Consider the following 26,250-nt stretch of genomic DNA (forward strand, 5'->3'; position numbering starts at 1 on the left):
GCCATGCCTTCCACCGCCAACTTCGACTCCCTGCCCGTCATCGACATCCGTGGTCTCTTCAGCGAAGCGCTGGCCGAGCGCCAGGCCGTGGCCGACCAGCTCGGTCACGCCGCCCGCCACGTCGGCTTTTTCTACGTCAAGGGCCACGGCATTCCCGCCGAACACATCGCCGGCCTGCGCCGCGCCGCCCGGCAGCTGTTCGCGCAGGACCTGGCCTGGAAGATGGGCCACCACATCGGCCTCGGCCGGGGCCACAAGGGCTTCGTGCCCGAGGGCGAAGAGATCTACGGCACCGGCAAGCCCGACCACAAGGAGGCCTACGACATCGGCTTCGAAGCGGGCGACGACCACCCCTTCGTGCGGGCCGGCCAGCCCCTGATCGGCGGCAACAAATGGCCCGACCTGCCGGGCTTCCGTGACGACGTGGCGACCTACTACGCCAGCATCTTCGCGCTCGGCCGCCAGCTCATGGGCGGCTTCGCGCTCGCGCTGGGCCAGCCCGAGGACGCGTTCGACAAGTACGTGACCTGCCCGCCGTCCAAGCTGCGCCTGATCCACTACCCGGTGGACGCGGCGGCGGAGGACACACCCGGCATCGGCGCCCACACCGACTACGAGTGTTTCACCCTGCTGCTGGCCGACCAGGCCGGGCTGGAGGTGCTCAACGACCAGGGCACCTGGGTCGACGCGCCGCCGCTGGCCATCGACGGCGAGGAGCTGTACGTGATCAACGTCGGCGACATGCTGGAGGTGATGAGCGCCGGCGCCTTCGTCGCCACCACCCACCGCGTGCGCAAGGTGCGGCACGAGCGCTACTCGTTTCCGCTGTTCTTCGCCTGCGACTACGCGACCCGCATCCAGCCGCTGCCGGCCTTCGACCCGGACGGCAGCAAGGCCGCGCGTTACGAACCCATCACCATCGGCGAACACATGTGGAGCATGGCGCTGCAGACCTACCGCTACCTGCGCGAGAAGGTGGCGCGCGGCGAACTGCAGCTGCCGGCCCAGGCCCGCGGCACCACCAGCTTCGGCCAGTTCAAGGCCCTGGCCAGCGCGCCGGCCGCCACCGCCACCGCGCCCTGATCCCCCACCCGATTCCGTTCCGCGTTCCCTGCCTTTCCTTGTCTGTTCCCTTCCTCACAGGAGTCCTTGCCATGTCCCCACTGACCCGTTCCTTCACCCGCACCGCACTGGCCGCTCTGGTCGGTGTCGGCTGCCTCGCCGCTGCGCAGGCGCAGACCATGGCGCCCGGCGTGCTCAAGGTCGGCCTGGAAGCCACCTACCCGCCCTTCGAGTCCTATGAGGGCGACAAGATCGTCGGCTTCGACCCCGACCTCACCGCGCTGCTGACGCGCGAGATGAAGCTCAAGCCCGCGCTGACCGACACCAAGTTCGTCGGCCTGATCCCCGGCCTGGCCGCCGGCCAGCACGACGCCGTGGTCTCCGGCCTGTACATCACGCCCGAGCGCCTGGCGCAGGCCGATGCGATTCCCTACGCCAGCTCCGGCGCCCTGATCATGGTGGCCAAGGACAGCAAGGCCCAGCCCAGGACCGAGAAGGACCTGTGCGGCCTGAAGGTGGGCCTGCAGGCCGGCACCTCGTGGGTCAAGCTGCTCAGGACCCTGTCGGACGAGCACTGCAAGGCCGCCGGCAAGGGCGCCATCACGGTGATGGAGTTCCCCACCGCGCCCGAGGTGTCGCAGGCCATCATGTCCCGCAACGTCGACGCCCAGATGGAGATCGCCGGCGCCGCCAAGATGATCGTGGAGAAGACCAAGGGCCGCGTGGCGATCAGCTCGCCCGACCTGGTCTACCCGCAGACCCTGGGCATCTACGTCAAGAAGGGCAACACGGCGCTCAAGCAGTCGTTCGAGACCGCGATGGCCGCGATCCGCAAGACCGGTGAATACGACGCGCTGATCAAGAAGTACGAGCTCACGCCCGTCAAATAAGCCGCCGCTGCCCCACGACACGAGGACGCCACCCATGGAACTGGACTGGACCTATTTCTTCTCGCTCTTCTCCATGGGGGCGTTCTACCGGGCCAGCGCGATGGTGATCGCGCTGGGCTCGCTGTCCTGGCTGTTCGGGCTGGTGCTGGGTTTCGGTCTGGCCCAGGCCGACGGCTCGCGCCAGCCCTGGCTGCGCTGGCCGGCGCGCGCCTACATCTGGTTCTTCCGCAGCGTGCCGCTGCTGGTGCTGCTGGTGTTCGTCTACAACCTGCCGCAGATCTTCCCGGCCACCGGCGTGGTGCTGGGCATCCCGTTCCTCGCCGGCCTGGTCGGCATGGTGATGACCGAGGCCGCCTACATGGCCGAGATCCATCGCGGCGGCCTGCTGTCGGTGGCCAAGGGGCAGCGCGAGGCGGCCCACGCGCTCGGCCTGGGCTGGTTCGCCACCCAGGTGCGCATCGTGCTGCCGCAGGCCTTCCGCATCGCCTTGCCCTCGCTCATCAACGAATTCGTCACCATCATCAAGCTCACCTCGCTGGTGTCGGTGATCTCCCTGCCCGAGCTGCTGCTGACCGGCCAGCGGCTCTACACGCAGAACTTCCTCATCCTCGAAACCCTGCTGGCCGTGGCGGTGTATTACGTCGCCATCGTCACGGTGTTCGGCGCCGTGCTGGGCGCGCTGGAGCGCCGGCTGGACCTGGCCCGCCGCCAGCCCGAGGCGCTGGCAGAACCGGCGCTGGCCGGCCTGCGCCAGGGCCTGGGCAGCGCACCGGTGGTCGCGCCCGCCGTGCGGGGCCATGGCGCGCCGCCCGCGCTGGAGCTGCAGGGCGTCCACAAGGCCTACGGCTCACACGCCGTGCTCAAGGGTGTGAACCTGACGGTGGGCGCGGGCGACGTGATCAGCATCATCGGCCCCTCGGGCTCGGGCAAGACCTCGCTGATCCGCACGGTGAACGCGCTGGAGCGCCTGGACCGTGGCGAGATCGTGCTGTTCGGCGAGAGCCACCTCAAGGGCGGCGCGCCGGTGGATGCGGCCCAGCTGCGCCAGGGCATCCGTCGCATCGGCATGGTGTTCCAGGGCTTCAACCTGTTCCCGCACCTCACGGTGCTGCAGAACATCCTGCTGGCGCCGGGCCTGCACGGCCAGGGCAGCGCGGCCGAGCAGCACGCCACCGCGTTGCGCCTGCTCGACAAGGTCGGCCTGCTGGCGCACCTGCACAAGTACCCGCACCAGCTCTCGGGCGGGCAGCAGCAGCGCGTGGCCATCGCCCGCGCGCTGGCGCTGCGGCCCGACGTGATGCTGTTCGACGAACCCACCTCGGCGCTCGACCCCGAGCTGGTGGGCGACGTGCTCAAGGTGATCCAGGACCTGGCGGCCGAGGGCATGACCATGCTCATCGTCACGCACGAGATGGAGTTCGCGCTGCAGATCTCCGACCGCATCGTGTTCATGGAAAACGGCCTGCTGCAGGTCGACGTGACGCCCGAACGCCTGCGCCAGAGCGACAGCGCGGACGACACCGTCGAGCGCGTGCGCCGCTTCATGCAACTGACCCCCTGACCCCGGAGACCCCATGCCCGCTGCCACTTTGCGCGCCGCCGACGAAAAAACCCTGCGCCGCGACCTCGCCGCCGCCTACCGGCTGGCCGCCCGCTTCGGCTGGGACGACACGCTCTACACCCACTTCTCGGTGCGCCTGCCCGGCGCGGGCGAGCGCTTTCTGCTCAACCCCTTCGGCCTGATGTTCAACGAGGTCTGCGCGAGCGACCTGATCGTGGTGGACCTGGAGGGGCACATCGTCGACGGCGACGCCCGCTACAACCCGGCCGGCTTCACCATCCACAGCGCCGTGCACATGGCGCGCGACGACGCGCACTGCGTCATCCACACCCACACGCTGGCCGGCATGGCGGTGGCCGCGTGCGAGCAGGGGCTGCTGCAGCTCAACCAGATCTCGGCCGAGTTCCACCAGTCGGTGGGTTACCACCCCTACGAGGGCGTGGCCTTCAACCACGAGGAGCGTGCGCGCATCCAGGCCGCGCTGGGCGAGCACATGGCGCTGATCCTGCGGCACCACGGCCTGCTCAGTGTCGGCCCCACGGTGGCCGACGCCTTCTGCATCATGTTCTACCTCAACCGCGCCTGCGAGATCCAGCTCGCGGCCGCGCAGCTGGCCGGCCTGGCCGGCCCGGTGACGCGCATCGCGCCCGCCGTCAGCGCCCACGCGCGCCAGCAGTTCCGGCGCGTGGAGCACGAGCGCGCGCTGGTGTGGGCCGCCTGGCTGCGCGAACTGGACCGGGTGGACCCGGGCTACCAGCGTTGAGCGCCGCGCCCACGCTGCTGCTCTGCAGCGAGACCGACGACCTGGGCGATCTGCGGCCGGCCTTCGAGCAGGCGGCGGCCGAGCTGTGCCCCGGCCTGCGCGTGGCGCTCTGGCCCGAGGTGGCCGCCGGGGCGGCCGAGGTGGTGGCGCTGGCGAGCTGGTTCGCGCCGCGCGGGCTGCCCGCCACGCTGCCGGGCCTGCGCCTGATCGCCTCCATCGGCGCCGGGGCCGAACACGTGCTGCGCGACCCGGGCCTGCCCGCCGGTGTGCCCGTCACCCGCATCGTCGACGAACAGCAGGCGCGCGGCATGGCCGAGTACGTGCTCTGGGCCGCGCTGTACTACCACCGCGGGCTGGACCGGGTGCAGCAACAGCAGCCACGCGGCGTCTGGCGCATGCCGCCGCAGCGGCCCGCGGCGCAGACCCGCGTGGGCGTGATGGGCCTGGGGGCCATGGGCGCCGAGGTGGCGCGCTGTCTGGCCGGGCACGGGTTCGAGGTGCACGGCTGGTCGCGCCGCCCGCAGACCATCGAGGGTGTGCGCACCTGGGCCGGCGATGCGCAGCTCGGCGACTTCCTGCGCCCGCTGGACATCGTGGTTTCGTTGTTGCCCCTGACCGAACACACGCGCGGCCTGTGCAACGCGCGCTGGTTCGCCCGCTTGAAGCCCGGCGCGGCCTTCATCAACTGCGGGCGGGGCGAACAGGTGGTGCTGCCCGACCTGCTGGAAGCGCTGGAGCGGGGGCAGCTGGGCGGCGCGGTGCTGGACGTGTTCGAACACGAGCCCCTGCCGCCGGCGCACCCGCTGTGGCACACGCCGCGCCTGCTGGTGACACCCCACATGGCCTCGTCGGTGTCGCCCGAGGCCATGGCCCGGCAGATCGTGGGCGACACGGCGCGCGTGCTGGCCGGGCAGGCCCCGGTGCACGCCATCGACCGGGGCCGGGGGTATTGAGGGACCACCCCCGCCGCGCTGCGCGCGACCCCCTCAAGGGGGCTGAGGGCCGCGGCTCCGAGCCTGCCTGCGCAGGCTTGGACGGCCCGAAGAAGCCTCGCCTCTGGCGAGGCTGCGGCCTGCAAGGCGCACTGGCCGTCCGGCGGAGCCGGCCCGGCGGTGCCCTGGGTCGCAGCGTTGCTGCTCCGGATCGGTTACAGCAGCGGCCTCAGGCCTCTTGCGGCTTCCTGCAGCACGGGCAGCACGCGCTTGGTGGCGTCTTCGCTGCTTTCCTGGTTGATCGGCATGGTGATGCTGATCGCGCCGTGCACCTCGTTGTTGCGGTCGAGCAGGGGCACGGCGATGCCCCGGTAGTTCAGCTCCAGCTGCTGCTCCGACAGCACCCAGCCCTGGCGCCGGTGGCGCTTGAGCTCGCTGCGCAGCTGCTCTTTGCTGGAGGTGGTGAAGGAGGTGAAGGCGCGCAGCGCGTGTTGCTCCAGCCAGGCGTCGGAGGCGGCCTCGCCCCGCGCCGACAGGATGGCCATGCCCGCGGCCGTCACCTGCGCCGGCACGCGCGAGCCCAGCATGTAGCCCGCGTTCATGTGGCGCTGCGCGCCGCTGCGCGCGATGTACACGGTGTCGTCGCCGTCGATCACGCCGAGGTAGGCGATCTCCTGCGTGCCGCCCGCGATGCGCTGCAGAAAAGGTTGCACCAACCGCGGCAACCGGGCCGATTCAAGGTAGGCGTGGCCCAGCCGCAGGATGCGCGGCGTGAGCCAGAACAGCTTGCCGTCGCTGCCCACGTAGCCCAGGTGCGCGAGCGTCAGCAGGTAGCGGCGCGCGGCGGTGCGCGTGAGGCCGCAGCGCGCGCCGGCCTGGCTCGCCGTCAGGCGCGGGTGCTGGTCGTCGAAGGTCTCGATCACCGCCAGGCCTTTTTCCAGGCCGGCGATCCAGTCGCGTTTTTCGAGCGGGGTCTGGCTGGGGGCGGGGGGCGCGAGTGACACGGTGGGGTCTTTCATGGGGGCTCAGGGGCGACGGTGAACGGGTCTCGGAAACCCTGATATCGTGCGATCAACAGGTGATTGCGTGCGATTATCGACCGGCTCGCGCTTCCCTTTCCAGACCCCTGCCGGCTGAAACCTCTACAGTGCACGCAGTGCATTTCCGGGCCCGCCGCACCGGCACCGCCCGCCCCACGGAGACCTTTCATGAGTGACCTGCTGCTCAACACCCCCGACACCCGCGAACCCCTGCAAGCCTCGTTCAGCGACGCCGCCAACCCGCTGGGCCTGGACGGCATCGAGTTCATCGAATACGCCACCACCAAGCCGCAGGCGCTGGGCCAGGTGCTGGAGATGATGGGCTTTCGCCCGGTGGCGCGCCACCGCTCGCGCGAGGTGCTGCTGTACCGGCAGGGCGAACTCAACATCGTCGTCAACGCCCACCCCAGCGACACGCAGGGCGCGGGCCACGGCAGCGACGTGCCCTCGATCTCGGCCATGGCGCTGCGCGTGCGCGATGCCCGCGCCGCCTACCACTACGTGCTGGAGCGCGGCGCCTGGGCCGTGCCCACGCACGCCGAGGTGATGGAGCTGAACATCCCCGCCATCCACGGCGCGGGCGGCAGCCGCATCTACTTCGTGGACCGCTACAAGGAGTTCTCGATCTACGACGTGGACTTCGTGCCCATCCCCACCGTGGACCAGCGCCCGCCCGCCACGGCCGGCATCCACTTCTTCGGCGTCGTGCAGTACATCGGCCCCGAGCGCAGCAACGACTGGATCGCGTTCTACGCCGAGCTGTTCGGCACCGAGCTGATTCCCGACGAGCAGCGCTTCGGCATCATGCCCAAGGGCACGCTGCTGCGCACGCCCGCGCTCGACCCGGCCAAGCGCTTCATGCTGCAGCTCGTGGAGCCGCCGCTCAACGTGCACGACGCCGACGAAAAGCTGCAACGCATCGGCCTGGGCGTGCCCGACGTGATCGCCGCCGTGAAGGCCTTGCGCGCGCTGGGCGTGGAGTTCGTCGAAACCGAAGCCGCCCACACCGAACAGCGCGGCGCCATCAGCAAGACCTACCTGGGCTCGGTGGTGTTCGAGCTGGTGCACAGCCAGCGCCGCAGCGGGGAGTGAGGCCATGAGACCCAGCCCCGCCGCGATCAGCGAAGCCATTGCCGGTTTCGGCATGGACACCATCACCCTGGCCGGCCCGCTCGAAGCCAAGCTCGCCGCCATGAAGGCCGCCGGCTTCTCGCAGGTGATGCTCAAGGCCAACGACATCAACGGCCACCCCGGCGGCATCGAGGCCGCGGTGGCGGCCGTGAAAGCCAGCGGCCTGCGCGGCACCGGCTTCCAGGTGCTGCGCGATTTCGAGGGCCTCAGCGGCCACCTGCACCACTACAAGGTGGACATCGCCAAGGCCATGCTGGAGATGTGCGCCGCACTCGACTGCAAGGTCTTGCTCGCGTGCTCCAGCACCTCGGCCCACGCCAGCCAGGACCTCGACCACCTCGCGCGCGACCTGCGCAAGCTCGCCATGCTGGCGCTGCCGCTGGGCATCAAGATCGCCTACGAAGGCCTGTCCTGGGGCCGCACGGTCAACGAGTTCACCACCGCGTGGGACGTGGTCTGCCGCGCCGACTGCCCCAACCTCGGCCTGGGCATCGACTCCTTTCATATCGTCGCGGCCAAGACCCCGCTGGAAGAGATCGACTACCTCGACCCGAGCAAGATCTTCCTGGTGCAGCTCGCCGACTTCATGTGGCAGGAGACCAAGACCTTTGAAGAGCGCATGAGCACCGCGCGCACCTTCCGCGTGTTCCCCGGCGAAGGCGTGCACAGCGAGCAGCTGGTGGAGCTGGTGCAGAAACTCGACCGCCTGGGCTACGACGGCGACTACAGCTTCGAGGTCTTCAACGACGACTACCAGCAGATGCCGCTGCCCATGGTGGCCGAACGCGGCAAACGCGCCGCGCTGTGGCTGGCCGAGGACGTGCTGCGCCGCTCGGTGCCGCTGCCGAACCAGATGCGATTGAAATCGGTGGATTGATCGCCAGGGCCTGACCCCCAAAGGAAACCCCCGCCAGCGTGTCGATGGCGGGGGTTTCTTTTTCAGCGGACCGATGGCCGCTCAGCTCACTCGATCTCGACCTTGGCTTCCTTGACCAGCTTGCCGAATTTTTCGGTCTCGCTGGCGATCTGCTGCGCCATCTGGGCGCTGGTGTTGCCGATGGGTTCGGCGCCGATGTCGGCCATCTTGGCCTTGAACTCGGGCGACTGGATGATCTTGACCATCTCGGCGTTGAGGCGGGCCACGATGTCCTTGGGCGTGGCGGCGGGGGCCAGCACGCCGAACCAGGTGCCGATGTTGAAACCCTTGAGACCGGCTTCGTCCAGCGTGGGCACATCGGGCAGCGCGGCCGAACGCTTGGCCGTGGTGACGGCCAGCGGGCGCAGCTTGCCGGCCTTGATGTGCGGCAGCACCGGCGTGATGGTGTCGAAGCTCATCAGGATCTGGCCACCCAGCAGGTCGGTGGAGAGCGGGCCGCTGCCCTTGTAGGGGATGTGGATCACGTCGGTGCCGGTGAGGTTCTGGAACTGCGTGCCGATCAGGTGCTGCGCCGTGCCGTTGCCGTTGGAGCCGAAGGCGTGTTTGCCCGGCGCCGGCTTGATCATGGCCACCAGTTCGGCCACGTTCTTGACCGGCGTGGTGGCGTTCACCACCAGCACGTTGGGCACCAGTGCCACGGTGGTGATGGGCGCGAGGTCTTTGGAGAAGTCGTAGGGCAGCTTCTTGTAGACGCTGGAGGCGATGGTGTGGTGCACCGCGCCCATCAGCAGGGTGTGGCCGTCGGGCCTGGCCTTGGCCACGTAGTCCGCGCCGATGGTGGCGCCCGCGCCGGGCTTGCTTTCCACGATGACCGGCTGGCCCAGGGCCTGCGAGAGCTTGTCGGCCAGCGCGCGGGCCAGCACGTCGGTGGTGCCGCCGGCGGCGAAGGGCACGATCAGGCTGACCGGCTTGCTGGGGAAGGCCTGCGCCATGGCGCTGCCACCGGACACGGCGAACGTGAGGGCGATGGCCTGCACCACGCTGCGGCGGCTGAAGAGGGAAGGGATGCTCATGCTTGTCTCCAAAAAATGGCGCGGTCTGCGCTCTGGTGAACCGGACTGTAGGTGCCGGACGGGTCGCCGAATCACCTGAGAAGTGAATCCGGCGTGAACTTCAAGTCAACAATTGGGCGCATTGGGGTCGTCTCCATCGACTTGTGCGATGCGCAGCAGGTTGGTGCTGCCCGGGGTGCCGAACGGCAGGCCGGCGGCGATCACGAGGGTCTGGCCCGGCTCGGCAAAACCCAGGCGCTTGGCGGTGTCCACGGCCAGGCGGGTCATGCGGTCCACGTCGGGCACGTCGGGGCTGAGCACGGGCATCACGCCCCACACCAGGCTGAGGCGGCGCGCCGTGCTCGCGCGTGGTGTGATGCCCAGGATGCTGGCGCGCGGGCGCTCGCGCGCCATGCGCAGGGCCGAGGAACCCGAGCTGGTGTAGGCCACCAGGGCCGCCACGTCCAGCAGACCGGCCACGGAGCGTGCGGCCCAGCCGATGGCGTCGGCCGTGTTGGCCGCGGGTGGTGTGTGCGAGGCGTCGATGGCCTCGCGGTACTGCGGGTCGGCCTCGGTGCGGGCGATGATGCGGTCCATCATCGCCACCGATTCCACCGGGTAGCGGCCCGAGGCGGATTCGGCCGAGAGCATCACGGCGTCTGCGCCGTCGTAGATGGCGGTGGCCACGTCGGAGGCTTCGGCGCGCGTGGGCACCGGCGCGCTGACCATCGACTCCAGCATCTGCGTCGCCACGATCACCGGCAGGCCGCGCTGGCGGCAGGCGCGCACGATGCGCTTCTGGATCGCGGGCACCTGTTCGGCCGGCATCTCCACGCCCAGGTCGCCGCGCGCCACCATCACCGCGTCGGTCACGTCGAGAATCGCGTCCAGGCTGTGGATGGCGGCGGGTTTCTCCAGCTTGGCCACGATGCCGGCGCGGCCCTGCACGATGGCCTTCACCTCCTCGATGTCGGCCGCGCGCTGCACGAACGAGAGCGCGACCCAGTCCACGCCGAGGTTGAGGCCGAAGTCCAGGTCGGCGCGGTCCTTGGCCGTCAGGGCCGAGAGCGGCAGCACCACCCCGGGCACGTTCACGCCCTTGCGGTCCGACAACAGGCCGCCGTTGAGCACGCGCGTCTCGGCAAAGTCCGGCCCGCAGCGCTCCACCACCAGGCGCAGCCGGCCGTCGTCGAGCAGCAGCTCGGCGCCGGGCTGCAGCGCGGCAAAGATCTCGGGGTGCGGCAGGGGCGCGCGGGTCGCGTCGCCCGGCGTGGCGCGGTCCAGGTCGAGCCGGAACGGTGCACCTTCCACCAGCGTCACCGGCCCATGGGCAAACGTGCCCACGCGCAGCTTGGGGCCTTGCAGGTCGAGCAGCACGCCGATCGGGTGGCCCAGGTCGGCTTCGATGCTTCGGATGAGTTCGAGGCGCTGCCGGTGGTCGGCGTGCGTGCCGTGGCTGAAGTTGAGGCGGAACACGTCGGCCCCGGCGCGCACGAGGGCTTCGATGGTGGCGCGGTCGGCGCTGGCGGGGCCGAGCGTGGCGACGATCTTGGCGTTGCAGGGGCGTGGCATTCAGGTGTTCTCGGGTTGTATGACGATGGCGCGGAAGTCGTTCACGTTGGTCAGCGTCGGGCCGGTGATCACCGCGTCGCCCAGGGCTTCAAAGAAGCCGTGGCCGTCGTTGGCGTCCAGCCGTTCGCGCGGGTTCAGGCCCAGCGCCCAGGCGCGGGCCAGGGTGTCGGGGGTGAGCAGGGCGCCGGCGATTTCTTCCTGGCCGTCGACGCCGTCGGTGTCGCCCGCCAGCGCGTGGATGCCGGGCTCGCCGTTCAGCGCCACGGCCAGCGCCAGCAGGAACTCCACGTTGCGGCCGCCGCGCCCTCTTGGCCCGTGCTCGCGCAGCGTGACCGTGGTCTCGCCGCCCGACAGCAGCACGCAGGGCCCCTGGAACGGCTGGCCCCGGCGGGCGGTCTGCAGCGCGATGCCGGCCAGCGCCTTGGCCACGTCGCGCGCTTCGCCTTCGATGGCGTCGCCCAGGATGTGGACTTGGAAACCCGCTTGTCGAGCGACAACGGCGGCGGCCTCCAGCGCCCCCTGCGGCGTGGCGATGAAGCGGGTGTCGATGCGCGGCAGGCGCGGGTCGCCGGGTTTGAGCGATTCGCCGTCGCCGCTCTCCAGCCAGGCCAGCGCGGCCGGCGGCACGCCGATGCGGTAGCGCCGCAGGATGGCCAGCGCGTCGGCGCAGGTGGTCGGGTCGGGCACGGTGGGGCCAGAGGCGATGTCGATCGGGTGATCGCCCGGCACGTCGGACAGCAGCAGGTTGAGCACCCGCGCCGGGTGGCAGGCGGCGGCGAGGCGCCCGCCCTGGATGGCGGACAGGTGGCGCCGCACGCTGTTCATCTCGGTGATGCTTGCGCCGCTGGCGAGCAGGGCCTGGTTCAGCGCCCGCAGGTCCGCCAGCGTGAGGCCGGGCGGCGGCAGCGGCAGCAGGGCCGAGCCGCCGCCCGAGATCAGGCACAGCACCAGGTCGTCCGCGCTGAGGCCTTGCACGGTTTGCAGCAGGCGCTGTGCCGCCACCTCACCGGCCGCATCGGGCACCGGGTGCGCGGCCTCCACGATCTGAATGCGTTCGCAGGGCACACCGTAGCCGTAACGTGTGACCACCAGGCCGGACAGCGGGCCGGGCCAGTGGTCCTCCACCGCGCGCGCCATGGCGGCCGACGCCTTGCCTGCGCCGATCACCACCAGCCGGCCTTGGGGCGGTGGCGGCAGCTGTGGCGGCAGGCACAGCGCGGGCTGCGCGGCGGCGATGGCGGCGTCGAACATCTGGCGCAGCAGGGCGCGGGTGTGTGTGGCGTTCACGGCAGGTCCTGGCAGCAACACGGGGCTTTCCTGAAGGCGGACGGGCGCCCGCCACCGGCGCGCACGGCGCCGGGAGGGAGACTTCAGGAAAAGGGGATCGGCCCGGCCGCCGCAGCGGCTTGCCGGGCCGCGGCCTTCAGGCGGCCAGGCGCTGCTGGCCGGCGCCGAGCAGATCGCACACGGCCTGCGTGACCTGGGCCGTGGTGGCCTTGCCGCCGAGGTCGCCGGTGTGCAGCGCGGGGTTGGCGGTGACCTGTTCGATCGCGGCCATCAGGCGCTTCGCAGCGTCGAATTCGCCCAGGTGTTCGAGCAACATCACGCAGCTCCAGAAGGTGCCGACCGGGTTGGCCAGGCCTTTGCCCATGATGTCGAAGGCCGAGCCGTGGATGGGCTCGAACATGCTGGGGTAGCGGCGCTCGGGGTCGATGTTGGCCGTGGGCGCAATGCCCAGGCTGCCGGCCAGCGCGGCGGCCAGGTCAGAGAGGATGTCGGCGTGCAGGTTGGTGGCGACCAGGGTATCGAGTGTGGCCGGGCGGTTCACCATGCGGGCGGTGGCCGCGTCCACGATTTCCTTGTCCCATTTCACGTCGGGGAACTCCTGCGAGATCTGCAGCGCGATCTCGTCCCACATCACCATGGCGTGGCGCTGGGCGTTGCTCTTGGTGATGACGGTCAGCAACTTGCGGGGACGCGATTGCGCCAGCTTGAAGGCGAAGCGCATCACGCGCTCCACACCGGCGCGGGTCATCATGGTCACGTCGGTGGCGGCTTCGATGGGGTGCCCCTGGTGCACGCGGCCGCCCACGCCGGAGTACTCGCCCTCGGAGTTTTCGCGCACGATGACCCAGTTCAGGTCTTGTGGCTTGCAGCGCTTGAGCGGCGCGTCGATGCCGGGCAGGATGCGCGTGGGGCGCACGTTGGCGTACTGGTCGAAGCCCTGGCAGATCTTCAGGCGCAGGCCCCAGAGCGTGATGTGGTCGGGGATGTCCGGGTCGCCGGCCGAGCCGAAGAGGATCGCGTCCTTGTGGCGCAGCGGCTCCAGGCCGTCGGCCGGCATCATCACGCCGTGTTCGCGGTAGTAGTCACCACCCCAGTCGAAGTTTTCGAAATCGAAGCGGATGCCGCTGCTGGTGGCGGCAATCGCTTCAAGCACCTGTTGGCCGGCGGGCACGACTTCTTTGCCGATGCCGTCTCCGGGGATGGTCGCGATGGCGTAGGTCTTCATGGTTTGTCTCCGTGTGGGGTGAATCGATGCCATGACTGTAGGACCGGGACGGGGCGCGTATTCACCGCTATAGTGAATCCATTGTTCACTTGAATTCAATAGTGGAGCACCCCATGAGCCACCCCATCCAGCCCGCCGACCTGGGCTTCTTCTCCGTGCTGGCCGGCGCCGGCAGCCTGAGCGCGGCGGCGCGTGAACTCGGCATCACCACGCCCGCAGTGAGCAAGCATCTGGCGCAGATGGAGGCGCGCGTGGGCGTGTCGCTGGTGAACCGCACCACCCGGCGCATGAGCATGACGCCCGAGGGTGAACTCTACCTGGAGCATGCGCGCCGCATCCTCGGCGAGATCGATGGCATGCAGGAACTGCTGGGCGTGTCCAAGGCCACGCCCAAGGGCCTGCTGCGCGTGAACGCCACGCTGGGATTTGGCCGCAGTCACGTGGCGCCGCTGATCTCGCGCTTCGTGCGCCAGTACCCGCAGGTGGAGGTGCAGCTGCAACTCTCGGTGAACCCGCCCGCGCTCACCGACGATGCCTTTGATGTCTGCATGCGCTTCGGCGCGCCGCCCGACGCGCGTGTGATCGCCCGCCATATCGCACCCAACCGGCGCCTGCTCTGTGCCTCACCGGCCTACCTGAAGCAACACGGCACGCCCAAGGTGCCGAACGACCTGGTCAAACACAACTGCATCGGCATTCGCCAGGGCGAAGAGGCGTATGGCCTGTGGCGCCTGTCCAGCGGGCGCGGCAAGAACGCGAGCACCGAGGCCATCAAGACCCGCGGCAACCTCACCACCAACGACGGCGAGATCGCGGTGAACTGGGCGCTGGACGGCCACGGCATCCTCATGCGCGCCGAGTGGGACATCCAGCGCCACCTGGCCAGCGGGCGGCTGGTGCAGGTGCTGCCGATGTACTTCACCCCCGACGCCGACATCTACGCCGTCTACCCGCAGCGCCACCAGCTCGCGGCGCGGGTGCGGGCGTTCGTGGACTTCGTGGCGCTGTCGTTTGCGCAGCAGCCGGGCGGCAGCAAGGGGTAGCGGAGAGACCCGACGCGGGCGTTCAGGGCACCGACTGGCAGCCACCCTTGAGCAGGTACTCGGGAGAGCGGGGGCTGAACAGGCTGGCCGGGTGGTCCGTCATGTCCGTGATCTCGCGCCGGAGCGATTCGATCTCCCTGTCCGTCATCCACGCCTGGGGCTTCTGGAGGGTGTCCATCGTCGGGTAGTGGGCGTGGCCGGCATCGCCGAGCAAGGCCAGCAGGAAGGTGGTCCCTCGGCTCCGCTGGGCGGCGCGCAGGCTGCTGTCGGTGGCCGCGTAACGGTGCCAGAGGCCCATCTCGACCAGGGTCGGGGTGTCTTCAGGGCGGATGGGCAAGCGGCAGAACACGCGGGCGACGGTGTTGAAGGTGACCTGGAACGACGGCAGGCCGGGCATCGCGTGGCCAGTGCCTGCCCACTGCATCTCCTTTTCCATCGCCCGGCAGATCACCCTTGCGCGTTCGCTCTTTTCGCTGGTGCATTTCAGGTCCCGCTGCCAGAGCGGTGCCGCTGCGTGCGTGCCGCCGCTGACCAGGGCCAGGGTCAGAAGGCACAGGGTGGCGGAGGAAGCCGGGTTCGCGCGCATGCCCGGCATTGTCGCCTCGACCGATGGCGCCCCGTTCCCGGGCCGCCTGCGTTGGCCGCCACCGCGGCCTGCGCGCCGCCATGGCGGTGTGATCTGGACCCGGGAACGGGGTGTCAGTCGGCGTATTGCCCCGCCGCCTTGATGACGACCGACCAGCGGGCCATTTCGTCTTCCACAAACTTCTTGTGCCCGCCGGCCTCCAGACGGCCGTCGTTCACCACCGACACGCCCAGCGCTTCCTGCTTCTTCACGAAGTCCGGATCTTTCAGGGCCGCTCGCAGCGCGCCATTGAGTTTGCCCAGCACCGCGGCGGGCGTGCCCTTGGGCGCGTAGAGACCGTGCCAGATCGAGACGTTGAAACCGGGCAGGCCCGCTTCGCTCAGCGTGGGCGCGCTGGCAATGGCCGGCTGCTTCGAACGCTGTGCGCTGGTGACGGCGTACAGCTTCACCTTGCCGGCCTCGATCTGCGGCACCGCGTTGGTGGCCTGGTCGCACATGATGTCCACCTGACCGCCCAAGAGATCGGTCATGGCGGGCGCCGTGCCCTTGTAGGCGATGGTGGTCATGTCCGCCTTGAGCGCGCTCTGCAGCATCAGGCCGCACAGGTGCGAGGCCGATCCCAGGCCCGCGTGCGCCAGGTTCACCTTGCCCGGATTGGCCGCGATCCACTGCCGCAACTCGCCGAAGTTCCTGGCCTCCATGGTCGGTCGTGTGATCACCGTGGACGGCGACTCGTTGATCAGCCCCAGGTACTCGAAGTCGTCCGGCATCTGGTAGCTGAGCTTGCGGTACAGCGCGGGCGCGGTGGCCATGCCGATGTGGTGCACCAGCAGGGTGTGGCCGTCGGCACTGGACCGGGCCACCTTGGCCACGCCGATGGTGCCACCGGCGCCCGCCGCGTTCTCCACGACCACGGGCTGCGGCAGGGTCTTGCGCATGGCCTCGGCCAGGTCCCGGGCGATCTTGTCGCTGGGGCCGCCGGCCGCGAAGGGCACGACCAGCACCACCGGTTTGTCGGGGAACTCGGCCAGGGCGGCGGTGGACAGGGCCGCCAGCACGGCGACGGAACACAGTTGCTGAATCTTCATGGTTGTCTCCTGCGGGTGGAACAGAACGAATCAGGCGGAGAGCGCCTGCATTTCCTTGAACAGATCGGCCTTACCTTCAAAGCCGATGCCGGGCAGGTGGTCGGGCAGGGTGACGTGGCCACCCTCGACCTTCACGCCGTCCGGGAAACCGCCGAAGGGCTGGAACAGGTCGGGGTAGCTCTCGTTGCCGCCCAGGCCCAGGCCGGCCGCGATGTTCAGCGACATCTGGTGCCCACCGTGGGGGATGCAGCGGCTGGCCGACCAGCCGTGTTCCTTCAGCATGTCCAGCGTGCGCAGGTACTCCACGAGGCCGTAACTCAGCGCGCAGTCGAACTGCAGCCAGTCGCGGTCGGGGCGCATGCCGCCGTAGCGGATCAGGTTGCGCGCGTCCTGCATAGAGAACAGGTCTTCGCCGGTGGCCATGGGGTTCTTGTAGTAGTTGCGCAGGGCCGCCTGCAGCTCGTAGTCGAGCGGGTCGCCCGGCTCTTCGTACCAGAACAGGTCGTACTGCGAAAGTGCCTTGGCGTACTGGATCGCGGTGTCCAGATCGAAGCGGCCGTTGGCGTCCACGCACAATTTCTGGCCGTCCTGCAGCACCTCCATGATCGAGTCGATGCGGCGCAGGTCTTCGTCGAGCGAGGCGCCGCCGATCTTCTTCTTGACCACGGTGTAGCCGCGGTCGATGTAGCTGCGCATCTCGTCTTGCAGCTTCTTGTGGTCCTGCCCCGGGTAGTAGTAGCCACCGGCGGCGTAGACGAAGATCTTGCGGTTGGCCTGGCCGTTGCCGTAGCGGTTGGCCAGCAGCTGGAACAGCGGCACGCCTTCGATCTTGGCCACGGCGTCCCAGACCGCCATGTCGATGGTGCCGATGGCCACCGAACGCTCGCCGTGACCGCCCGGCTTTTCGTTCGTGAACATGGTGTTCCAGATCTTGTGCGGGTCCAGGTTCTTGCCGCTGTCGTCGATCAGCGCATCGGGGTTGGCCTCCATCACGCGCGGGATGAAGCGCTCGCGCATGAGCTTGCCCTGGCCGTAGCGGCCGTTGGAGTTGAAGCCGTAGCCGACCACCGGTTGGCCGTCGCGGATCACGTCGGTGATCACGGCCACCAGGCTCAGCGTCATCTTGCTGAAGTCGATGTAGGCGTTGCGGATGGGCGAGCTGATGGGCAGGGTTTTTTCTCTGATTTCAACGATTTTCATGAGGGGCTCCAGAAAGAAGAGGGCCTATGATTTCGGAATCCAAGCGCGCTGACCAATGCTGTTTTTCTCTGCTTCAATGCTTTCAAAGCACCGCCCATGAACCTCTCCTGGCTGGACGATTTCGGGGCCCTGGCGGCCACCGGAAATTTCTCCCGTGCGGCCGAAGACCGGCACATGACGCAGCCCGCGTTCAGCCGGCGCATCCGTGCACTGGAGGAGTGGCTGGGGGTTGAACTGTTCGACCGCAGCTCGCAGCCGGCGCGCCTGACCGAGGCGGGGGAATGGTTCAGGGGTGTGGCGCAAGGCCTGCTGGCGCAGGTGGCGCGCCTGCCGGGCGAGGCGCAGTCCATTGCCGAGGCCAGCGCATCCACGCTGAAGTTCGCAGCGACGCACGCGCTGTCGTTCACCTTCATGCCGGGCTGGTTGCGTGGCCTCGAATCGCAGCTGGCGGTGGGCCCGGTGCAGCTGGTGTCCGACGTGATGCACCGCTGCGAGTCGCTGCTGCAGGACAGCAAGGTGCACTTCATCCTGAGCCATGCCCACCGGGGCACCCGTGGGCCGCTGGAGACCGCCGGCTATCCGTCGCTGGTGGTGGGTAGCGACACCCTGGTGCCCGTGTCGGGCGTCGATGCCCAGGGACGGGTGGCCCATGCCCTGGAGCCGGACAGCGCGCGGGGCGCGCCGCTGCTGGCCTACAGCGACGAGTCGGGGCTGGGGCGGATGCTTCGCGAAGCCAGCGGGGAGCGGTTGGCGCACTTCAACCTGCAGACCACGTTCACCGCGCACCTGGCCTCGGTGCTCCGGACCATGGCCCTGGGCGGACGGGGCATCGCATGGCTGCCCATGACGCTGGTGGCCGATGACATGGCCGCCGGTCGTCTGGTGAAGGTGGGTTCAACCGAATGGGACTTGGCCCTGGACATCCGCCTGTTCCGGGACAAGCGGGCGCTCGGGCCGGCGGCCGAGGTGTTCTGGCACGCCGCGTCGCGGCAGGCCGATCCCACGCCGTCGGTCGCGCCGCAGGGGTAGGACGGTCAGGCCGTTCAGGCCCGCGCCTCTTCGCCCAACCGCCCGTCGCGGAAGTCGTTCAGCGCCTGGTAGATCTGATCCTTCGTGTTCATCACGAACGGGCCGTACTGCGCGATGGGCTCGTTCAGCGGGCGGCCGGCGATCAGCAGGGCTTTCGCTTCGCTGCCGGCCTCGATCACCACGCCGTCGCTGCCGGCGGTGTTGGCGAGCAGGGCCATGCGGCCGGCCGGCACGCGCTGGCCGCCGATGCTCACTTCGCCCCGGTACACGTAGACGAAGGCGTTGTGCCCGGCGGGCAGGGCCTGCGCGAACGAAGCGCCGCTGGGCAGGTGCAGGTCCAGGTACACCGGCGCGGTGGTCTCGCGCGTCACGGCGCCGCCCACGCCATGGCTGTCACCGGCGATCACGGTCACGCTCACACCCTCGGGCGTGGTGAACTGCGGCAGCTCGGTGTTCTTGAAATCGCGGTACCAGGGCGGATTCATCTTGTCGCGCCCGGGCAGGTTCAGCCAGAGCTGGAAGCCTTCCATCACGCCCGCTTCCTGCTGCGGAATTTCGGAGTGGATCACGCCCTTCGCCGCCGTCATCCACTGCACGCCGCCGTTCTCCAGCAGGCCCTCATTCCCGGCGCTGTCGCGGTGCAGCATGCGGCCCGCGATCATGTAGGTGATGGTCTCGAAGCCGCGGTGCGGGTGGTCGGGGAAGCCGGCGATGTAGTCGTCGGGGTTGTCGCTGCCAAAGGCATCGAGCATCAGGAACGGGTCGAGCCGGCGCTGCAGGTCTTGCGTGAGCACGCGGGTGAGCTTGACGCCCGCGCCGTCGGACGTGGGCTGCCCCGCGATCAGCCGCTCCACGCGGCGTGCTTGCTGGACGCTGGGGGTGATGAGGGTGGTGGTCATGGCAGTCTCCTTGTGAAGTGGGGGCGGGACGCGCAGCGCGTGCGGTGGGTCAGCAACCGCTCCGGCGCGAAATGGGTCCACCCAGAACGCGGTGGAACCGGCTTTGCCGGGCCACTCGCGTTGCCCCCTTGAGGGGGGCGCGCGCAGCGCGGCGGGGGTGGGTCAATTCAACGCCGCTTCGATGTCCTGTTCGGCTTGCGCAAAGCCCTTGGCAGCCGCTTCCGGGCCCATGTTCAGGCCTTCGGCGTAGATGAAGCGCAGGTCGGTCAGGCCCAGGAAGCCCAGCACGGCCTTCAGGTAAGGTACCTGCGAGTCGTTCGGCGTGTCGCGGTACAGGCCGCCGCGCGCCAGGGCGACATAAACGGTCTTGCCCTTGAGCAGGCCTTCGGGGCCGGTCGCGGTGTAGCGGAAGGTGGTGCCGGCGCGGGCAATCGCGTCGATCCAGGCCTTGAGCTGCACCGGCACGCCGAAGTTGTACATGGGCACGCCCAGCACGATGGTGTCGTGCGCCTGGATCTCGGCGATCAGCGCGTCGTCCAGCGCCACGCGGGCGGCTTGCTCGGGACTGCGCTGCTCGGCCGGGGTGAACAGGGCGCCCAGGGCGGCTTCGTCCAGCACCGGGTGCGGGGTCACGGCCAGGTCGCGCAGGGTGAACGTGGCGGCGGGGTTCGAGGCCTTCAGGCGCTCCACCACGCTGTTGGCGACCTTGGTGGAGTTGGCGCCTTCGCGGCGGGCACTGGCGTTGATTTGCAGGATGTTCATGGTGGATTCCTTGGAAGGGTGAGTCGATGGAGTGACTTTAAGGCGCACCAATCACCTTGAAAATCCCTTGAAATGGATATGATTGTTGCCATGATGGAACAATCAAGCGCCGAAACCGGCATCGACCCCAACGACCTGCTGATCTTTGCGCGCGTGGCCGAACTGGGCAGTTTCAGCCGTGCGGCCGAGCGCCTGGGCCTGCCCAAATCCACCGTGTCGCGCCGGCTGGCCGCGCTGGAGCAGCGCATGGGCGAGCGCCTGCTGCTGCGCACCACGCGCCGCCAGACCCTCACCGAGTTCGGCCTGCAGCTGCTGGAGCACGCGCGCCAGGTGGTGGCCGAGCTGGACGCCGTGGGCCTGCTGCGCGAGCAGCGCCAGGCCGCGCCCAGCGGGCGGCTGCGCGTGTCCATGCCGGGCGACTTCGCCAACATGGTGCTGGTGGACAGCCTGGCCGCCTTCATGGCGCTGCACCCCGCGATTTCGCTGGAACTGGACCTCTCGCCCCGGCGGGTGGACCTGCTGGGCGAGGGGTTTGACGTGGCGATCCGCATGGGCGACCTGGCCGACGACGCCTTGCTCGTGGCCAGCAAGCTGGCGGTATTCACCCACGGCCTGTACGCCTCGCCCGGCTACCTGGCCGAACACGGTGACCCGCAGACCCCGGACGACCTGGCCGGCCACGCGGCCGTGCGCCTGATGCGTGGCAACGGCGAAGCCGCCGGCTGGACGCTGCTGCAGGGCGAGCAGCGCTGGACGGGTGTGCCCGCCGGCCGCGTCAGCGCCAACTCGCCCGAGATGCTGATCCGCCTGGCCAGCGCGGGCGCCGGCATCGCCGCTGTGCCCGACCACTATGCCGTGGCCGACGTGCGCGCCGGCGCGCTGCGCCGCGTGCTGCCCGGCTGGGACCTGCCCACCAGCACCGCCTGGGCGGTGTACCCGGGGCGCAAGCTCATGCCGGCCAAGACACGGGCGTTCGTCGACATGCTGCAGGTGGCGCTGCGGGGCTGCAGCGAGCCGCCGCTGGCCTGATCCGGCCGCCCTTCGCGGGCTCGGCGACGGGTATCCAGGGTGCCGTCACCGGGCGGGCATGGTGGGCATTTATATTGGGGTTGCCGTGTGCCGCCCCTCACGCCAGGGCCGGTGGGCCGCACACTGGCATCGCCCGCTCCCGCAGGCCCCCCATGACCCCCAATGGCCAGCGCCGCTGCCCGCCCTCAGGACGAACAGGACCCGACCATGCCGCACAACATCTCCCTCATCAACACCATCGCCGCCGGCCTGGGCCTGGCGCTGATCTTCGGCTTCCTGGCCACGAAGCTGCGCCTGCCGGCGCTCGTGGGTTACCTGCTCGCGGGCGTGGTGATCGGCCCGTTCACGCCGGGCTTCGTGGCCGACGCAGCGATCGCGGCGCAGCTGGCCGAGATCGGCGTGATGCTGCTGATGTTCGGCGTGGGCCTGCACTTCTCGCTCGACGACCTGCTCTCGGTGCGCAAGATCGCGCTGCCCGGCGCGGTGGTGCAGATGGTGGTGGCCACGCTCATGGGCATGGGGCTGGCGGTCTGGTGGGGCTGGGGCATGGGGTCGGCGCTGGTGTTCGGCATCTCGCTGTCGGTGGCGAGCACGGTGGTGCTGCTGCGCGCGCTGGAAAGCCTGGGCATCCTGGACTCCTTCACCGGGCGCGTCGCGGTGGGCTGGCTGGTGGTCGAGGACCTGGCGATGGTGCTGGTGCTCGTGCTGCTGCCGCCGCTGGCGGGCTTTCTCGGCGGCACGCAGCCGGCCGGCAGCGACGTGTCGATCTGGCAGACCCTGGGCGTGACGCTGCTGCAGGTGGGCGGTTTCGTGGCGCTGATGCTGGTGGTGGGGCGGCGGCTGTTTCCCTGGGTGCTCTGGCAGGTCACGCGCACCGGTTCGCGCGAGCTGTTCACGCTGTGCGTGGTGGCGGCGGCGGTGAGCATCGCGTTCGCGTCGGCCGCGCTGTTCGGTGTGTCGTTCGCGCTCGGGGCCTTCTTCGCCGGCATGGTGCTGCGCGAGTCGGAGTTCAGTCACCGCGCGGCCGAAGAGTCGCTGCCGCTGCGCGACGCCTTCGCGGTGCTGTTCTTCGTGTCGGTGGGCATGCTGTTCGACCCGTCGGTCTTGGTCGAGCGGCCCCTGCAGGTGCTGGCCGTGGTGGCCATCATCCTGCTGGGCAAGTCGCTGGCGGCGGCCTTGCTGGTGATCGCGCTGCGTTACCCGCTCAACACCGCGCTCACGGTCTCGGCCAGCCTGGCCCAGATCGGCGAGTTCTCGTTCATCCTGATCGGCCTGGGCGCCGCGCTCGGGCTGCTGCCGCCCGAAGGGCAGAGCCTGGTGCTGGCGGGCGCGCTGATCTCGATCGCGGTCAACCCGCTGCTGTTCAAGGCCATCGCGCCGGTTCAGGCTTTCCTGCGCGCGCGCTCCGGATTCGTCCGCCAGCTGGAGGAACGAGACGACCCGCTGGCCGAGCTGCCCACCGCCACGGAAGAGCGCTTCCTGTCGCGCCAGGTGGTGCTGGTCGGTTACGGCCGGGTGGGGCGCCGCATCGCGCAGGCGCTCACGCAGGCACAGCAGCCTTTCGTGGTGGCCGAACAGAACCGCGAGATCGTCGAGCGGCTGCGCGGGCAGGGCATTGCGGCGGTCTATGGCGATGCCGCCGACCCGGCGGTGTTGGTGCAGGCGCACGTGGCGCGCGCCCGCATGCTGGTGATCGCCACGCCCGACACCATGGCGGCGCGGCCCATGATCGACACCGCGCGCACCCTCAACCCTGGCATCGAGGTCGCGGTGCGTTCGCACAACGAAGAAGAGGCGCAGCGCCTGCGCGACGACGGGGCCGGCCACGTGTTTCTCGGCGAGGCCGAGCTGGCCGAGGCGATGGTGCGCCACGTGATGGCGGGGCGCGGGGCCTGAGCGGCGCGGTTCAGCGCCTGCGCATCCGCGTCGGTCGATCCACAGCACGGCCGCGCCGGCGTGGCCGATGCCGGCCAGCGCACCAAGCCGCGTCAGGTCGCGCCGCTCGGTGCGCTGCCGCCAGGCCAGGAAGGTGGTGAGGATGGGGATGGCTGCCACGGCGGCGGCCATGCGCACCAGCCCGTGCCAGTCAGCGGTCCAGATCGGCCATCAGCACCCGGGCCTGCGGCCACGGGCCATGGCCCGAGGCGGGGTTGAGGTGACCCGCCTGTCCCAGGTCGACCACGCGGCTGCCCCAGTCCCGGGCCAGCTCCCGCACACGGTCCGGCCGGCCCAGCGGGTCGTTCTCGCTGAGTGCGACCCGGCTGGGGAATGGCAGCGGGGCGCGCGGCACCGGGAACCAGCCCGCGGCACGCAGCGCGGCCGTGTCCGGGTAGCCCTCGGGCATCGGGGTGTCGAAGTCCGGTGGCGTGGCCAGGAGGGCGCCCCTCACACGGGCCGCCCGCTGGGTCGTTGCGGCCCAGTGCGCCACGGTGATGCAGCCGCCGCTGTGCGCGACCAGCAGCACCGTGCCGTCGACCGAGGCCACCGCCGCTTCCAGCGCGTTCACCCGGGCCTGGCGGTCCAGGTTCTCACGCCCCATCGGCGCCACCGTGACGCAGCCGGGCAGCTCGGCCGCCAGCAGGGTCTGCCAGTGCTGCGCGACATGGTCGCGCAGGCCGGGCACGATGACGATGGTGGACCGGGCGTTGGCCTGCACCATCACAGGGTTCCTGGGCATGGCCTTGCCGATGCCTTGGCCTGGTGGCGGGCCACTTCCTCCAGCAGCATGGGCGCACCCAGGCTGCTGGCATGCAGGCCGAGCACGCTCACGCCCTGGAGCACCGCCGCAATCTCCTCCTGGGTGGCTCCCAGCTCGAGCGCGCGGCGAATGTGGCGCCGTGTGCCCGGGCCGTACATGTGCGTGCAGGAGGCGTCCACCGCAATGGAAATGAACTCCCAGACCTTGGGTTCGATCAGGGCCTTGCGCATGGGGTGCATGGCCATGTCGAGGAATTTTTCGGTCCACAGCGGGTCGAGTTCGGCGAAGCTGTCCCACTCCGGGTTCCAGTAGCCACTGGCGCGCAGTTCGTCGCTGACCGGTGTGGCGCAGGAGGCCGGGGCGGCGGAGGTGGGGTGGCTCATGGGGGTCTCAAGCGGGCTTGTAGTTGATCGAACGCAGCATCCGGCCGGTGCTTTCGTTGTCTTGCCGGTGCGACTTCTCCAGCTCGGGAACGGTTTGAGCCGGGTTGCCAACCTCCATGCCCAGGGCGCCGAACTGGCTCTTCACCGAGGGCGTCGTGATCGCCTTGATCAGCTCCTGGCGGAACCTGTCGCGGATGTCCTGTGGAACGTCGGGCGTGGACCAGATCGTGGTGCCCATGGTCTGGCTCAGCTCGGGGAAACCGGCTTCCGCCAACGTGGGCACGTCGGGCAGGTGGGGCGAACGCCTGGCCGAGGTGACGGCCAGCGCGCGCACCTTGCCACTCTTGATCAGGGGCAACGAGGTGCCCATGCCGTCGAACATGAACTGCACCTGGCCGCCCATGAGATCCTGCAAGGCGGGCGGGGACCCCTTGTAACCCACGTGCTCCATGTCCAGCCCCGCGACCTTGCTGAACTGCATGCCCTTGAGGTGCGACAGCGTTCCCGGGCTGTAGGACGCGTAGGAGGTCTTGCCCGGGTGCGCTTTCACGTAGGCCACCATCTCGCCGAGGTGGGTGACCGGCAGGGAAGGGTCGGCCACCAGCACCAGCGCGACGGAGGCCACCTCGGCGACCGGGGTCAGATCTTTGAAGGGGTCGAAGCGGAACTTGTAGCTGTGCGGGTTTTCCGTCACCAGGGAGTTGGGCGACAGCACGAAGGTGTGGCCGTCGCGGGGCGCACCCAGCATGCTCTCGACCGCCAGGATGCCGCCCGCCCCGGGCTTGTTGTCGACCAGGACCGTCTGGTTCGTGCTTTTGCGAACGCTCTCCGCCACGGTGCGCGCGATCATGTCGGACGCGCCGCCGGCCGGCGCGGGGACGACGATGCGGATCGGCCGGCTGGGCCACGCGCCTTGGGCCGCCACCTGGGCGCAGGGCAGGACCAGCAGCGAGGCCAGAAGCAGGGTCCGGCGAGGGAAAGATGAGGAAGTGGGTTTGAAGATCATGAGGGTCTGCTGAGGAGGTCTACAAAGGGTTTTGATCGGTCGATGCCGGTGGCACCGGCTCAGGCCACCTTGCGCAGGTAACCCTGCTGGCCGCCGTTGCGGTTGGGCGCGAAACCGTTGGCGGCCAGCGTCTCCTCCACGCTGTCGTAGAACACGCCGATCTTGCAGATCGCGCGCGCCTGCTGCGCCGTGGCGATGGGGCGGCCGAATTCGCGCGAGATGCGCACCAGCTGCTCGATCTGCGCCACGGTGCCGATCTTGGCGCTGCGGTCCTGGTTCCAGAGGTTGTCCTCCGTGCCTGTGCGCACGTGCAGGCCCATGGCAATGCCCATCATGTTGACGGGCAGCACGTTGAGCACCGAGCTTTCCACCGTCAGCATGGCGCCGTCGGGCACGGCGCGCACGAAGTTGGCCAGGCTGTAGATGTTGGGCACGTCCATGCCGCCGCCGATGGCCACCCAGTTCATCACCAGCGGACCCTTGTAGATGCCCCGACGCATCAGGCGCTCCACCGACTCGAAGCTGTTGATGTTGTAGCACTGGAAGGCGCTCTGGATGCCGGCGGCCGAGAGGCGCCGGATGTGCTCCTCGGCCCAGCCAGGCTGGGCCGGCACCGTCATCTCCTTGTAGGCGTTGAAGACCACCGGGTCTTCCATCGACGAGCCCTGGATGTCGCGGAAGTCGAACTGCTCCAGGATGTTCATCTGCGAGGTGTTGATGGTCACCGTCACCTGGTCGGGCTTGGGGTCCAGCTCGGCCAGCATGTGGCGCGTGTCGTCGCTGAGCCATTTGGCGGCGGCGCCGTCGGTCTCGGGTGCGAAGCTGATCGAGCCGCCCACCTGGATGATCATGTCGGGCACGCGGGCGCGCACGCCGGCGATCAGCTCGTTGAACTTGGACAGGCGCTTGCTGCCTTTGCCATCGAGTTCACGCACGTGCAGGTGCAGCACGGTGGCGCCCGCGTTGTAGCAATCCACCGCTTTCTGGATCTGCTCCTCCATCGTCACGGCGATCTCGCCCGGGAAGTCGGAGGGCAGCCACGAGGGTGCGTAGGGGGCGGCGGTGATGACCAGGGGTTGCTGGTTTTCGGGGAACAGGTGGCCGTCAAGGAAGTTCATGGGGGGCTCCGCAAAAA

The 26,250-nt window shown here is 69.4% G+C and carries 25 protein-coding genes; 11 read left to right on the forward strand and 14 right to left on the reverse strand.

Annotated features, from left to right (window positions below):
* Positions 1–3 precede the first annotated feature (3 nt).
* The 5 genes from IM738_RS04455 to IM738_RS04475 all read left to right on the forward strand — a co-directional run bounded on the left by IM738_RS04455 (position 4) and on the right by IM738_RS04475 (position 5,229).
* The gene (locus IM738_RS04455) at positions 4–1,083 is read left to right on the forward strand and encodes an isopenicillin N synthase family dioxygenase (RefSeq protein ID WP_236964687.1); all 1,080 of its coding nucleotides are present in this window, start codon (positions 4–6) and stop codon (positions 1,081–1,083) included.
* Positions 1,084–1,154: 71 nt separating this feature from the next.
* Entirely contained in the window at positions 1,155–1,952 is a 798-nt protein-coding gene (locus IM738_RS04460) for an ABC transporter substrate-binding protein (protein WP_236964688.1), read from the forward strand.
* 34 nt (positions 1,953–1,986) lie between these two features.
* The gene (locus tag IM738_RS04465; protein WP_236964689.1) at positions 1,987–3,513 is read left to right on the forward strand and encodes an amino acid ABC transporter permease/ATP-binding protein; all 1,527 of its coding nucleotides are present in this window, start codon (positions 1,987–1,989) and stop codon (positions 3,511–3,513) included.
* Positions 3,514–3,526: 13 nt separating this feature from the next.
* Positions 3,527–4,276, forward strand: a complete 750-nt coding sequence (locus tag IM738_RS04470) for a class II aldolase/adducin family protein (RefSeq protein WP_236964690.1) — start codon at positions 3,527–3,529, stop codon at positions 4,274–4,276.
* Positions 4,273–5,229, forward strand: a complete 957-nt coding sequence (locus tag IM738_RS04475) for a 2-hydroxyacid dehydrogenase (protein WP_236964691.1) — start codon at positions 4,273–4,275, stop codon at positions 5,227–5,229. Before IM738_RS04470 ends, IM738_RS04475 begins: the two co-directional genes overlap by 4 nt.
* 194 nt (positions 5,230–5,423) lie before the next feature.
* Here IM738_RS04475 and IM738_RS04480 read toward each other — a convergent pair whose 3' ends face one another.
* Positions 5,424–6,227, reverse strand: a complete 804-nt coding sequence (locus IM738_RS04480; RefSeq protein ID WP_236964692.1) for an IclR family transcriptional regulator domain-containing protein — start codon at positions 6,225–6,227, stop codon at positions 5,424–5,426.
* Positions 6,228–6,416: 189 nt separating this feature from the next.
* Here IM738_RS04480 and IM738_RS04485 point away from each other — a divergent pair, with 189 nt between their 5' ends.
* Positions 6,417–7,340 (forward strand): 4-hydroxyphenylpyruvate dioxygenase, encoded by a 924-nt coding sequence (locus IM738_RS04485; RefSeq protein ID WP_236964693.1) that lies wholly within the window; start codon positions 6,417–6,419, stop codon positions 7,338–7,340.
* A gap of 4 nt (positions 7,341–7,344) precedes the next feature.
* Positions 7,345–8,256, forward strand: coding sequence for a sugar phosphate isomerase/epimerase family protein (locus IM738_RS04490; RefSeq protein WP_236964694.1), 912 nt, complete (start codon positions 7,345–7,347; stop codon positions 8,254–8,256).
* 86 nt (positions 8,257–8,342) lie between these two features.
* Here the strand turns inward: IM738_RS04490 and IM738_RS04495 are convergent, their stop codons facing one another.
* From IM738_RS04495 to IM738_RS04510, 4 genes are all read right to left on the reverse strand, one after another.
* Complete coding sequence (locus IM738_RS04495; protein WP_236964695.1) at positions 8,343–9,329, reverse strand: Bug family tripartite tricarboxylate transporter substrate binding protein; 987 nt, start codon at positions 9,327–9,329, stop codon at positions 8,343–8,345.
* A 105-nt stretch (positions 9,330–9,434) separates the two neighbouring features.
* Positions 9,435–10,880 (reverse strand): pyruvate kinase, encoded by a 1,446-nt coding sequence (pyk, locus tag IM738_RS04500; RefSeq protein ID WP_236964696.1) that lies wholly within the window; start codon positions 10,878–10,880, stop codon positions 9,435–9,437.
* Positions 10,881–12,131, reverse strand: coding sequence for a glycerate kinase type-2 family protein (locus tag IM738_RS04505; RefSeq protein WP_236966247.1), 1,251 nt, complete (start codon positions 12,129–12,131; stop codon positions 10,881–10,883). It lies immediately after the preceding gene.
* 172 nt (positions 12,132–12,303) lie between these two features.
* A complete protein-coding gene (locus IM738_RS04510; protein WP_236964697.1) occupies positions 12,304–13,392 on the reverse strand; it encodes a tartrate dehydrogenase in 1,089 nt (362 codons plus the stop codon).
* Between the two features lie 113 nt (positions 13,393–13,505).
* Here IM738_RS04510 and IM738_RS04515 point away from each other — a divergent pair, with 113 nt between their 5' ends.
* A complete protein-coding gene (locus IM738_RS04515) occupies positions 13,506–14,435 on the forward strand; it encodes a LysR substrate-binding domain-containing protein (RefSeq protein WP_236964698.1) in 930 nt (309 codons plus the stop codon).
* Between the two features lie 22 nt (positions 14,436–14,457).
* Here IM738_RS04515 and IM738_RS04520 read toward each other — a convergent pair whose 3' ends face one another.
* The 3 genes from IM738_RS04520 to IM738_RS04530 form a co-directional block, all read right to left on the reverse strand.
* A complete protein-coding gene (locus tag IM738_RS04520) occupies positions 14,458–15,021 on the reverse strand; it encodes a hypothetical protein (protein ID WP_236964699.1) in 564 nt (187 codons plus the stop codon).
* Between the two features lie 113 nt (positions 15,022–15,134).
* Positions 15,135–16,109: a tripartite tricarboxylate transporter substrate-binding protein gene (locus IM738_RS04525; RefSeq protein WP_236964700.1), complete on the reverse strand. Its 975-nt coding sequence runs from the start codon at positions 16,107–16,109 to the stop codon at positions 15,135–15,137.
* Positions 16,110–16,139: 30 nt separating this feature from the next.
* Positions 16,140–17,309 carry a mandelate racemase/muconate lactonizing enzyme family protein gene (locus tag IM738_RS04530; RefSeq protein ID WP_236964701.1) on the reverse strand — a complete coding sequence of 390 codons (1,170 nt, stop codon included), beginning with the start codon at positions 17,307–17,309 and terminating at the stop codon, positions 16,140–16,142.
* Positions 17,310–17,405: 96 nt separating this feature from the next.
* Between IM738_RS04530 and IM738_RS04535 the strand changes: the two genes are divergently transcribed.
* Positions 17,406–18,338, forward strand: coding sequence for a LysR family transcriptional regulator (locus IM738_RS04535; protein WP_236964702.1), 933 nt, complete (start codon positions 17,406–17,408; stop codon positions 18,336–18,338).
* A gap of 14 nt (positions 18,339–18,352) precedes the next feature.
* On the opposite strand, the gene IM738_RS04540 is transcribed toward IM738_RS04535, so the two are convergent.
* Together IM738_RS04540 and IM738_RS04545 are read right to left on the reverse strand one after the other, a co-directional pair.
* The gene (locus tag IM738_RS04540) at positions 18,353–19,237 is read right to left on the reverse strand and encodes a pirin family protein (protein WP_236964703.1); all 885 of its coding nucleotides are present in this window, start codon (positions 19,235–19,237) and stop codon (positions 18,353–18,355) included.
* Positions 19,238–19,399: 162 nt separating this feature from the next.
* Positions 19,400–19,999, reverse strand: coding sequence for an FMN-dependent NADH-azoreductase (locus IM738_RS04545; protein WP_236964704.1), 600 nt, complete (start codon positions 19,997–19,999; stop codon positions 19,400–19,402).
* Between the two features lie 90 nt (positions 20,000–20,089).
* On the opposite strand from IM738_RS04545, the gene IM738_RS04550 reads away from it, so the two are divergent.
* Both IM738_RS04550 and ybaL read left to right on the forward strand, forming a co-directional pair.
* Positions 20,090–21,028 (forward strand): LysR family transcriptional regulator, encoded by a 939-nt coding sequence (locus IM738_RS04550; RefSeq protein WP_336886548.1) that lies wholly within the window; start codon positions 20,090–20,092, stop codon positions 21,026–21,028.
* Between the two features lie 207 nt (positions 21,029–21,235).
* Positions 21,236–22,924 (forward strand): YbaL family putative K(+) efflux transporter, encoded by a 1,689-nt coding sequence (gene ybaL, locus IM738_RS04555; RefSeq protein ID WP_236966249.1) that lies wholly within the window; start codon positions 21,236–21,238, stop codon positions 22,922–22,924.
* A gap of 190 nt (positions 22,925–23,114) precedes the next feature.
* Here ybaL and IM738_RS04560 read toward each other — a convergent pair whose 3' ends face one another.
* From IM738_RS04560 to IM738_RS04575, 4 genes are read right to left on the reverse strand one after another with little or no spacing between them, the layout of a single operon-like run.
* The gene (locus IM738_RS04560) at positions 23,115–23,705 is read right to left on the reverse strand and encodes an RBBP9/YdeN family alpha/beta hydrolase (RefSeq protein WP_236964705.1); all 591 of its coding nucleotides are present in this window, start codon (positions 23,703–23,705) and stop codon (positions 23,115–23,117) included.
* Positions 23,687–24,109, reverse strand: a complete 423-nt coding sequence (locus tag IM738_RS04565; RefSeq protein WP_236964706.1) for a carboxymuconolactone decarboxylase family protein — start codon at positions 24,107–24,109, stop codon at positions 23,687–23,689. Before IM738_RS04565 ends, IM738_RS04560 begins: the two co-directional genes overlap by 19 nt.
* Positions 24,110–24,116: 7 nt before the next feature.
* Positions 24,117–25,115, reverse strand: a complete 999-nt coding sequence (locus IM738_RS04570; RefSeq protein ID WP_236964707.1) for a Bug family tripartite tricarboxylate transporter substrate binding protein — start codon at positions 25,113–25,115, stop codon at positions 24,117–24,119.
* Positions 25,116–25,174: 59 nt separating this feature from the next.
* Positions 25,175–26,233 carry a 3-keto-5-aminohexanoate cleavage protein gene (locus tag IM738_RS04575; RefSeq protein WP_236964708.1) on the reverse strand — a complete coding sequence of 353 codons (1,059 nt, stop codon included), beginning with the start codon at positions 26,231–26,233 and terminating at the stop codon, positions 25,175–25,177.
* Between the last annotated feature and the right edge of the window lie 17 nt (positions 26,234–26,250).

Source organism: Hydrogenophaga sp. SL48, assembly GCF_021729865.1.
Lineage (GTDB): Bacteria > Pseudomonadota > Gammaproteobacteria > Burkholderiales > Burkholderiaceae_C > Hydrogenophaga.